Raw genomic sequence first — 10,703 nt, 5'->3', positions numbered from 1 at the left:
AAACAAAGTTAGGAGGTCTTCATTTGATGGTTTTATTATAAGGCTGATTTCTTAAAGAAAACTTAAGAAAAGACGCTGTTTATAAGAATCGGTCTTAGGTCTGATAATTTTTTACAACAGAAGCTATTTAGATTTTTTTCTAAATAGAGTTGACAAAATGATAGTGGAGTTGTACAATCTATTTAGAAAGATATCTAAATAGATTAGAGGAGATAGAGAATGAATTTTGCGCAAACATTTAAAGCTTTATCCAATCCGATAAGAAGAAGTATCTTAGAACTGCTAAAGGCAGGGAAATTATCTGCTGGCGATATCGCTAGCCACTTTGATGTAGCAGGAGCGACCATTTCCCATCATTTAAGCCTTCTCAAGCAGGCAGATTTAATTCGAGAGGAAAAAGAGAAGAATTTTATCTACTATGAACTCAATACTTCAGTCTTGGAGGATTTAATGGTCTGGCTCGTTGATTTGAAAGGAGACTCTACTGATGAAAACGAATAAAAAACTATTGATATTAACTTCTATGGTGATACTTTTCCCCATGCTTTGGGGGCTGATGATTTGGTCGCAATTACCTAACCAAATCCCAATTCACTTTAATGTTGCTGATCAGGCTGATAACTTCCAATCAAAACCCCTGGTTGTGTTTGGCCTTCCTATCCTCCTTCTCTTGGTGCATCTGTTTGTGATCTTTATGATCGGACGGGATCCTAAGAATCGCACGATGAATGAAAAAATGGTCAAAGTAAACCACTGGTTGACTCCAATCGTTTCCTTAAGTATCTCCTATCTCATCTATAGCAAGGCGCTAGGATCTACTACCAATCCATCAGTTTTTGTTTCAGTTTTGCTGGGTCTTATCTTTGTGATCATGGGCAATTACATGCCTAAGTTGAAAGTGAACCACACGGTTGGGATCCGCCTTCCTTGGACCTTACAGAGTGAAGATAACTGGCACAAAACCCATCGCTTGGCAGGGAAGTTGTGGGTGATTGGAGGATTGATTCTCCTTCTTGAAGCTGGTCTTCAGTTCGCCGTCCCTTATGTACTGGGGATCGTCATCCTCACCATTGTTCTCATTCCGATCCTGTATTCTTATCAACTAAGTCGGAAAAATCGTTAGTATAAAAAACAACCAGAGAAGAAGCAGTCGTGAACTGTTTCTTTTCCGGTTGTTTTTGCTTGTTTTCATAAAAATAGATCAGATTGCGGCTAAACAAACGCTCTTATACTGATAACCATTCAAAGTTAGTTTAATTCTTTGTAATATAAGGAAGATTGCATAGTGTATAGCTCTTCATAGTATTTGTTTGTTTTCATTAAAGAATCATGTGGTAGTGTAAGATAAGTTGTGTAAACACAAAAAGGAATAAATCCGTTATAGTAGAGTTGCGAAACATTACTAGAAAGAGATTTACTCCTATGACTCAGTTGATCACAGAATTGCTTAACTTCCTATTCATCATTTCAAACTCTCAACTTTCGGGAAAATACTTATTTTTCGGAAAGCTTATAGTACATTCTCTGCACATGAACACTATATTATTTCTTAAATCAAAATGATTGTATCAACGTTTACAAAGATTAAAGAATTTTCTCTTGAATGTCTTTTTTTAGTTAGTAATTTTTTCACTAAATTACTCTTTTGTATTATTGGCTTCTTATGATTAGTATAAGTATATAAGAAAAAGCTTCTTGTTTGCCGTAACAAGTTACAGTTAAAAGATCGCTTTTCATTTTTTGATGACATCTAGAATCTAATGTTTCCGTTATTTATTTTTTTTATTAAATCCATTGAGAACAAATGGGATCAGTGCACTAATTATAGTACCTGCAATCATAGCAGACGTTGAGGATACAATTAATTTAGAAGCTTGAGAAATCTCATCAAAAGCTAGATTTTCTTCTTCAGCTTTAGACAATACTTCTAATAGCATGCAAGCACGCTCGGCTCGATCAGAGTCAGTTGATTTTAGTTTTTCAATTTCAAAATCAACTACCGTTCGTATTGCAATATAATGAAGTTTGGTTAGTTTACTATTCTTTGTTTCTAAATTACTAATGGTTTGTTTAGTAACTCCAATAAGATTACCTAAATCTGCACTTGTCCAATTTAAGATCTCTCTGATAGACTTTAAATTGTCTTGCAGTATTTGTCTTGTTTTCTCATTTGAGGGATATTTTTCTTTTTTCATTTCACGACACCTACAATTCTGTATTTACATTATAACAGAAATTTGAACCATTAAAAAGCATTGTTTAGGTCAAAATTATAATTTAGATAAAAAATACTTGACAAAATAAAATTAGTGGACTATAATATCGGTATTCTTAAGAAAGTGAGGAATAAAGTTATGATTAGCTTATAAAAAATAAAGTGAATCATATATTTGTTCTAGATTCTGTGTCAGAAATATGACCAGAAGTTTTTTGGGGATAGAGTATATCCTGCCGTGTAATTATAGGAGGAAAGTCATAATGGATTTACAAGTAATATTTAATATTGTGTTGGTTTTTGGACTGATCTATTTAGTTGTTAGAAGATATATTATTGCATCAAAATTTGCAGACTATATGATTAAGAATGGCGGGGAAGAAATTGAATTTATAAAAGAGAACAACTTGAGTTTCTCTGAATGTGTAAAATTGCTTAATAAAAAACATAAAATTGGGATAGTTAATGCATTTTCAGTTGTAAACTGTTTAAGAGAAAAGTAAGCTAATCCTTTAATTTCGTTAATAAAAATAGCCGAAGTCACAGTATTTACCATGGATCAGTCTGAATCTGATAATGTAGAAGCTTCATATACTTGTTTATTAAAAATAGGAGTTTATATTATGTCAAAATTATACGAATGTAGTGAGTGTGGTGAGTTGTTTACCAAGCATGAAATTGATTGGGAAGGTAGCGATGAAAGCTATGAGTCTTATTATTGTCATGACTGTTCTAGGTTTCTAGAGCAATGTGGAATTGATGCAATGGATCCTGATGGATTTGGGTATGACGAATATGGAAACTGGGATTCGGAACGATTAGGATTATAAATACCATAGATAATTATTGCATATACCATTGTTAAGTTAACCATAGAGGATCATAACATTCTGGAATAAAAGAAAAATACAAAACAGTTTTACATTTAAGTAGACAAATATAATAAAAACGGTTACACTATTATTAGTTCAGGATTAAAAGTCGCTGACTAAAATAGTCTATCCAGAGAAATTGAGCGTTAAGCTCAGAAGGGGGTAGAGCTATGATCTTGAATGTCACTTTAGACTGGAAAGCAGTCGCGGCGGCTGGACTTTCTGTAGCCTTTATCATTTTGTCTTTGAAGACTGATGCTACTGGAGCAGAAAGAGTACTTACTACAGCGGTGAGCACTCGATTAGGAAATTAGTGATTGCTAAATAAGCAATCACTAATTTTTCATTATATATACTTATTTCATTCATTACATTCAATAGTTTCAGGGAGCGTATCTTTATGAAAAATACAAGTTTAATCTATGAGGAAGTATTATTGAAAAATTGCTTTAACAAATTGAAATCGATTCGTGATGGTTGGGGGTATGAAGCGAATGATAAATTTGGACTGTCCACTATAATAGACATTTATAGTGATGATTATTTTAATTTTGAAAGCATTATGAAATGTACAGAATCTGCTATATTTGAAGCAATACCAGAAATAATTATGTATCTATTTGAAGAATATAAAGTGAACATAAATTGGATTCAAATCTTTGAAAAAGATGCAAAATTATATTCAATTGGAGATGATGAAGAAATTTTTGATTATGTTGATCAAGGCAATGAAAATGTATGTTATGCTTTTAGTTACGAAAATGAACAAAATGAGAAAATACTTTATATTTTTAAGAAATTTGGAATACAAAATAGATTTCCTAAATCGATAATAAAAAAAATAATGCAAGAAAATCATTTAACAAAGTGTTTTCATATTTCATTTATAGAAGACGAAGCTTATAAGGAGATAATTAATCATAATTCTAATTCTGATGATGCAACTAAAGGAACTGGATTGTATTCATTGAAACAAATTTTTAATATGTTTTTTGACTGTGATGAATATGACATATTCAAATCATATACTGAAAAGTTAGCTGAAAAAGTTAAAGACTACTATGGTTTTCAAATAGTAAGGACCTTGACTCAAAACAATTTATATAGCTATAGAAAAGTTATTGAAGATACGATATTAAAAATTGATGTAAGCAAACTAGATGTTAAAAATAGAATTTCAAGTGATCAAAAAGAGATATTAGATAGACATTTTTATAATAATTATAAACTTCTTATTGGTAATAGTGTTTTTGCTCAGAGTTTTATGACTGCAGAATGGTTATATTGGTCTTTGCAAAATGTTTGTAATGTTGACTTAACTTCGATTGCTATGGGGTATTTTAAAGCAATCGAACAATTTCTCTATTATTTTATCAGTCTACATACATTAGAAAAAGATTCTGTTGAAAGAAGGATTTATACAGGGAGTGGTCGTGAACGCCTTACAGATAATTTATTAAGTGATGAAAGAAAGGTAAAAAACATAAATCTTAATGCTTTAACAAGATTCTTCGGTGACTTTAAAAAGGGTCGTTGTTACGTAAAAAATAAAGATCTGCTAGCTTCTGGAATAAGTGATGAGACTTCCCATTTTATACTAGAAACGCTCTCGGATATACCACGTCTTAGAAATGGTTATTTTCATAAACATAACTTATGTAATTGGAATGAAGTTGAAAATTCTAGAAATTGTACACTTCTGGTTTTCTATTTATTACTGGGAGGATATAATTTTTCAGAGTCAAATCTAAAGGAATTGAGTGTTGTCCAAACAGAGACAGATGGTTTTTATCAACTATGTGAGTATATAAATAACAAGTTTAATAAATTTCCTGATTTTAATATTCCAATATATTACTTTAAGGAAGAATGTGGTAAGTATGATTTTTATTTTGCTGAGAAAGATGACTATATTGAATACTCTACAACTGGTGTACCTAAATATTCAGGAGTTTATTTCAGAAGGGCAGATAAAGTTAAATATAAGTTTACTAAGTCTAATATACCTTATGAAATTTGGGAAGGGACCTTTTCCATGTGTAAAGATGGAAAATTAAATATAATTCCATCAGGACCCAAAAAAATGATTTATAAAAATGGTGATTTTTTATTATAAAGATTATCAGATGTCCATTTCAAATTAAGTTTTAAGCTTGATAAAGAATTTTTAAAGATTTAGATGCTATTTTAATCTTTACCTTTTTCTCTACTATTTTTTAAAAATAGGAAAGAGCGCTAGTATAAAGAGATTATTTAATTTATAAAGAACTAAATTATTCCTCTATTTTAAAAATACTGATTCATATTTTATGAAATGAATAGGTGGTTCTAGTTCTGAAAATCCTTGATATTACACTGTTTTTAGTCCAACTGAAACTCACACTTTCCAAACCAGGTCTTAAGAAAGCTCGTAAAGCATCACAATTATCAAAACGTTAATCAACACGCTTATATCAACGTTTACAGACATTTAAGAAATTTCTCTTGGATGTCTTTTTTTGTCTAGCTAAATTTTACAAATTGGGCAATTTAGGTTACTCAATAATATAAAAAAGATAAAAATTTAAAGTTCGAATTTTAATTTTAAAAAAAGTAATTATTATTGAATATCTGTTCAAACATTTTTTCTTTTCTGAGGTTAATATAAGCATATATACTTTAAAAAAGGAAGTCAAACATCTTGCTCATAGATTTTTGCATTTTTAAAAAATACATTTTGTCATATAATAATGTGGAAAATTGACGGATTCCTTAAATAATCATACAATATGAATATGTAAACCCTTACATACTATTCTACTTATACTTGATAAAATGCAAGTTCTTGAGGATCTATAAATATATAGACACTCTTCTATTTATAAAGTGAAATAAAGAATCACGGAGAAAGTTTATGGATATTAAAGAGACATTCAACCAGCTAGACAATACAAAATTTAATGATTTCAATAATCGCCTTGAAGGTTTTGAGAAACTTTTTAAAGACAAATATTATTTTACCCATCCCGAAGATTTTAGCTCAATCTTTAGCATTTTGGTAAAGTATGGAAAAAGTACAAGTAAATATATTTTATCGAAAGGAGAGATATATGAGTGAAATAGTTATTAATGCTCAGAATTTATCTAAAAATTTTTATAATTTTGATTCAAGACTCCCATTTATCAAGAGATTTTTGAAACGTAATCAAATAACGATTCGAGCTGTTCAAGATATTAGTTTTACGATTAAGAGAGGGAGTATAGTTGGCTTTATTGGGAGTAATGGAGCTGGTAAATCCACAACGATTAAAATGTTGACTGGGACTCTTTATCCTAGTTCCGGAAAATTAGAAGTGAATGGAGAAATTCCATTTAAAAGAAGTATAAATTTTAGAAAAAAAATTTCAATAGTAGTAGGAAATAAATTACAGTTATTTCAAGATGTTTCGGCTATGGATTATTTTCAATTGATTGGTACTTTATATGAGGTAGAACCGGCGATTTTACAAGAACGAATTCAGGAATTAAGCAATTTGTTGAATGTAAAAGATCAGCTTTACCAGCAGGTCCGGACCCTCTCTCTTGGACAAAAAATGAAAATGGAGTTTATCGCGGCATCTTTAACAAGTCCGGAAATATTATTTTTAGACGAGCCTACTATAGGGTTAGATATACAGTCTAAAAAAGATATCAGAACATTTTTAAAGAAAATGAATGAAGAATGTCATACTACTATTATTTTAACGAGTCATGATATGGATGATATTTCGTCTGTTTGTGACGAATTAATCGTCATTGACAAAGGAAAAATTATTTTGCAGGAGTCAATGGATGTTATTTTATCTAAATTTTCTGATTTTAAATATTTAAAGATAAAAATGACATTAGATTTGGTACCAGAGTTATGCTCTGTTAAAGGAGTAGTAGTCATTTCTCAAACAAAATCGGAATGTATACTAAAAATACCTAGAGATTTTGTCTTTGAGACATTAGAATCAATCAATAAGCTTGTAGATATAGAAGATTTTGAAATATCAAATCTTTCTTTAGAAGAAATTATTTTACAAAACTATTTTACAAAAAAGGAGCACAATTGAAAAAAGAAATGTCTATTATTCTGATATCATTTCGATCTATTTTGAACTATAAATCAAGTGTACTATTGTTAATGTTACAGGCAAGTATACAAATTATGATATCAGTATTTTTATGGACGTATATATATCAGAGTAACCAGATAAATATAGCAGGATATGATTTTACCTCAATGGTTCAATACTATTTGGGGACTATAATTTTTTCATATTTTGTTTTTTATCCAGTTGATTGGGAAATCAATGACGATGTTCATTCAGGAAATTTTTTTAGCATATTAATAAAACCTGTTACTTTTTATAAGTATTATTTTTGTAAAATGCTTGGAGATAGGCTTGCTCATTTATTATTTATCATCATTCCTGTCATTTTATTCTCCAGTGTTTATTACAAGAATGAGTTATTAACCATTGAAATTCTTATTTTAGGAAGTATTGCAATTTTTCTATCTATGGTTCTATGGTTTTTAATATCATGTTGTGTAGGTATGCTTTCTTTTTGGTTAGAAAATATATTTTTTGTCCTTACTGTTAAAGAAATAGTAATTCAGTTTTTATCAGGAATATTATTGCCTTTAAGTTTTTTTTCAAATAATTTTCGTCTGTTTTTAGATGTATTACCTTTTAAATACTTAGTATATGAACCGCTTCAGATGTTTAGTAATGATACATATAAATTAATAGACTATTTGAGAATTATTTGTATTCAATTGATTTGGTGCATCATTTTTTATATTATATCAAGATTCATATTGAGAAAAGGAGTGGAGCACTTCTCAAATGTGGGAGGATAAAATGTTTAGAATAAAAGTAATTTTTAGGCTACTTCATTTTGGTTTTAAATCTGATATGAATTTTCATTTTGACTTCTTTTGTGGTCTATTTTCGTCGATACTGTGGATTGGTTTACCTATTGTATTTTTTAGATTGATTTTCTTAAACATAGACTCTTTTAATGGTTGGGACTATTATCAAATTTTATTTTTGGTAGGTTCCTACACTATTGTAGATGGAGTTATGATGGGATTGTTAATTAGAAGTATGGGAATTTTAGAATCAGATATTTTGAGTGGTAACTTGGATCAAATTTTATTGAGGCCGTTTGATACTCAGTTGTTCTATATTTTTAGATCATTTAATTTAGTTCAATTCGTGAATACTTTTTTTGGTCTTGCGATCATTTTTATAAGTTATGGAAATTTAAATGTACATTTAAATTCATTAAAAATATTATTTTATATCCTTTCTTTAATGTGTGGTTGTATTATATATTATTCAATTTGGTTTCTAATAACGATTAGTTCATTTTGGTTCCCAACTAAATTTTCAAAAGTAGATGTATTTTTGAATTATATTGGAATTTCTAAGTATCCATATAATATTTTTACAGGTATTAACAGATTGATCACTATGTTATTTGTTCCCAATTTATTAATTGCCAATCCTGCAGTATTAATATTTTTAGGGAAAGATACATTGAACCTATTTTTCTATCAAATAGTTTTTACAGTTTTTTTGATTATTATCAGTCGTACAATTTTTAGAAAAGGATTGAAAAAATATGAAAGTGCAGGAAGATAAACAATGTTGTTCAGTTATATGTTTGACTAAAGGAAGTGATTCGCTGTACTTTGTTTTGTGGTCATTGAAACATCAGATAATTATAAACTATAATTTAAAGAATAGTATTATTAACTTATAGGTGCTAAGAAAAAATTTAAAGAAATTCCCTCATTCAATCAAACTTATTCATATTTTTTAAAATAAGAAAATAGTTGGATTTTGATGATGGTTGATATAAAGCTAAACTGAAAGTACCTGAAATCCAACTGTGTCAAACCAGGCTTGAAAAAGGCTTGTAAAGCATCACAATTTAGTAAACGTTAAAACTTATTTAAACTTATTGAAAGCATTTCGTATCAAAAATACGGGATGCTTTTTCTGTTCACCCCAAATTTTTGTAACTAGGTGATACTTGAAATTAATACAAATTTGGTTGTTTTTGATAAATCTAAGCAACACTAAATGATGAAGTGAAAGGGGATGAATCTTTGATAGTATTCATTTATTGTGAAATATGATATATTTATTAATTAGATGGATGAATACTTCTAGAGTTAAATATAGCATAATAGGGACAGACTTTTTGGTTTATTTTTGTTTGTAGTCGGATTATGAAAGAATATCCAATATTATGCGATAAGATAGAATGTTACAAAAAAGAAAGGGGATGCAATCCGATGAAGAAAGACAGATTAATTGTATTGACAGATGCTGTTCTAGCAATTATTATGACCATCTTGATTTTAGAGTTAGAAAAACCAACAACACCAAGTCTTGAAGCTTTTTGGGATTTACGGCAAAATTTCTTTGCTTGTTTTCTTTCCTTTTTCTGGTTGGGATCGTTATGGATGGCACTAAACACATTATGGGAAAAGGTTGAGAAAATTTCCTCAGAAATTATTTGGTGGGATTTGTTTCTACTCTTGGAGCGGCAGGAGTTCTCTTTGGAGAATTTCATGCCATCCAAGATACCAGTCTGAATGATGTGGTGGACCGGATCTATATAAATGTCAAGGATTTACCGTTTCAGTCCTTGGGAGCTTTAGCTAATATCCTGTCTGATGTTAAGAAGGGACTGATTCAAGACAGTCATATCTGGTCTTTCTTCCAGTCATTTTTCAAACAATATCAGTTGATAATCAGCTTAAATCAGATCTATCAGTTTGTCTATCTTTCTCTGATGGAGATCATGTCCTATCTTCACTTTGATTATTGGAAAAAACGGCTCGGTCAGGAGCTAGTATGAATAAGGAGAACAAATGAGACGTTTAAAAATGTTATGGCATATTATACAGGTTACGGGTTTTACTCGGTTTGCTCTGAGTTTTGTGACCTTTGTTTTTGGGTCAGGAGGCGTGCTTTTCCTAGTTGAACCTGCTATCACAAATTACGGAGACGGTCTTTGGTATGCTTTTGTGACTTCGACGACTGTCGGCTACGGGGATCTCCTAGCTGTGACCTTGATTGGAAGGATTACCAGTGTCTTCTTGACGATTTATGGGCTCATATTTTTTGGCTGTTTATCAGCTGTTATTATTAATTATTATACCGATTTAAATAAGGAAAGAGGAGAGGACAAATGACTGCCAATTATTCAACACGGGAATACCGTGAGAAATTATACGATGACCTTCATGTTCGATTGAGAGATACAGCGATTTTGATGTGTGCAATTTTTATTGCCTCTATCGGTCTAAATATGAATTCAACAGCTGTTATTATTGGAGCCATGTTAATTTCACCTCTCATGACACCGATTGTTGGACTGGGATTCGGTTTAGCTATTTTTGATACGCGTTTAATCAAGCAATCTCTAGAGGTTTTATTGACTCAAGTGTTGGTCAGTTTGCTTGTCTCGACTCTGTATTTCTGGATTTCTCCCTTGTCTTATGCAAGTAGCGAGTTGATCGCACGAACCTCTCCAACCATTTGGGATGTTCTCATTGCTATTGCTGGTGGGATTGCTGGTGTGATCGGTTC

General features: G+C 30.4%; 15 protein-coding genes. 14 read left to right on the top strand and 1 reads right to left on the bottom strand.

Features of this window, described 5'->3' with window-relative positions; translation table 11 throughout:
• Positions 1-219: 219 nt before the first annotated feature.
• Complete coding sequence (locus M1G14_RS06780; RefSeq protein ID WP_031572731.1) at positions 220-501, top strand: autorepressor SdpR family transcription factor; 282 nt, start codon at positions 220-222, stop codon at positions 499-501.
• Positions 488-1,123 (top strand): SdpI family protein, encoded by a 636-nt coding sequence (locus tag M1G14_RS06775; RefSeq protein ID WP_070590681.1) that lies wholly within the window; start codon positions 488-490, stop codon positions 1,121-1,123. Before M1G14_RS06780 ends, M1G14_RS06775 begins: the two co-directional genes overlap by 14 nt.
• Before the next feature lie 646 nt (positions 1,124-1,769).
• On the opposite strand, the gene M1G14_RS10950 is transcribed toward M1G14_RS06775, so the two are convergent.
• Positions 1,770-2,195, bottom strand: a complete 426-nt coding sequence (locus M1G14_RS10950) for a helix-turn-helix transcriptional regulator (RefSeq protein ID WP_070590684.1) — start codon at positions 2,193-2,195, stop codon at positions 1,770-1,772.
• A 283-nt stretch (positions 2,196-2,478) separates the two neighbouring features.
• Between M1G14_RS10950 and M1G14_RS06765 the strand changes: the two genes are divergently transcribed.
• From M1G14_RS06765 to M1G14_RS06710, 12 genes are all read left to right on the top strand, one after another.
• The gene (locus M1G14_RS06765) at positions 2,479-2,718 is read left to right on the top strand and encodes a hypothetical protein (RefSeq protein ID WP_070590686.1); all 240 of its coding nucleotides are present in this window, start codon (positions 2,479-2,481) and stop codon (positions 2,716-2,718) included.
• 51 nt (positions 2,719-2,769) lie between these two features.
• A complete protein-coding gene (locus M1G14_RS06760; protein WP_247926426.1) occupies positions 2,770-3,045 on the top strand; it encodes a hypothetical protein in 276 nt (91 codons plus the stop codon).
• Between the two features lie 212 nt (positions 3,046-3,257).
• A complete protein-coding gene (locus tag M1G14_RS06755) occupies positions 3,258-3,401 on the top strand; it encodes a hypothetical protein (RefSeq protein ID WP_176745969.1) in 144 nt (47 codons plus the stop codon).
• A gap of 86 nt (positions 3,402-3,487) precedes the next feature.
• Positions 3,488-5,203 carry a hypothetical protein gene (locus M1G14_RS06750; protein WP_141751557.1) on the top strand — a complete coding sequence of 572 codons (1,716 nt, stop codon included), beginning with the start codon at positions 3,488-3,490 and terminating at the stop codon, positions 5,201-5,203.
• A 777-nt stretch (positions 5,204-5,980) separates the two neighbouring features.
• Positions 5,981-6,184, top strand: a complete 204-nt coding sequence (locus M1G14_RS06745) for a hypothetical protein (RefSeq protein WP_003010127.1) — start codon at positions 5,981-5,983, stop codon at positions 6,182-6,184.
• The gene (locus M1G14_RS06740; RefSeq protein ID WP_003010129.1) at positions 6,177-7,163 is read left to right on the top strand and encodes an ABC transporter ATP-binding protein; all 987 of its coding nucleotides are present in this window, start codon (positions 6,177-6,179) and stop codon (positions 7,161-7,163) included. The genes M1G14_RS06745 and M1G14_RS06740 overlap by 8 nt, the downstream gene beginning before the upstream one ends.
• Positions 7,160-7,954 (top strand): ABC transporter permease, encoded by a 795-nt coding sequence (locus M1G14_RS06735; protein WP_247926425.1) that lies wholly within the window; start codon positions 7,160-7,162, stop codon positions 7,952-7,954. Before M1G14_RS06740 ends, M1G14_RS06735 begins: the two co-directional genes overlap by 4 nt.
• 1 nt (position 7,955) lies before the next feature.
• Entirely contained in the window at positions 7,956-8,741 is a 786-nt protein-coding gene (locus tag M1G14_RS06730) for an ABC transporter permease (protein WP_003013947.1), read from the top strand.
• A 659-nt stretch (positions 8,742-9,400) separates the two neighbouring features.
• On the top strand, positions 9,401-9,703 hold the full coding sequence (locus tag M1G14_RS06725) for a TMEM175 family protein (protein ID WP_247926424.1): 303 nt from the start codon (positions 9,401-9,403) through the stop codon (positions 9,701-9,703).
• Positions 9,628-9,969, top strand: coding sequence for a hypothetical protein (locus M1G14_RS06720; RefSeq protein WP_247926423.1), 342 nt, complete (start codon positions 9,628-9,630; stop codon positions 9,967-9,969). The genes M1G14_RS06725 and M1G14_RS06720 overlap by 76 nt, the downstream gene beginning before the upstream one ends.
• Positions 9,970-9,982: 13 nt before the next feature.
• Positions 9,983-10,306, top strand: coding sequence for a potassium channel family protein (locus M1G14_RS06715; protein WP_001253404.1), 324 nt, complete (start codon positions 9,983-9,985; stop codon positions 10,304-10,306).
• Positions 10,303-10,703, top strand: a 401-nt coding sequence (locus tag M1G14_RS06710; protein WP_247926422.1) for a DUF389 domain-containing protein, incomplete at its 3' end; no start/stop codon positions are given. The genes M1G14_RS06715 and M1G14_RS06710, both read left to right, overlap by 4 nt.

The sequence above is a fragment of the Streptococcus parasanguinis genome (genome assembly GCF_023109675.1).
Lineage (GTDB): Bacteria > Bacillota > Bacilli > Lactobacillales > Streptococcaceae > Streptococcus > Streptococcus parasanguinis_I.
Note: the sequence above shows the minus strand (reverse complement) of the source record. Positions and strands in the feature narration are given on the sequence as shown.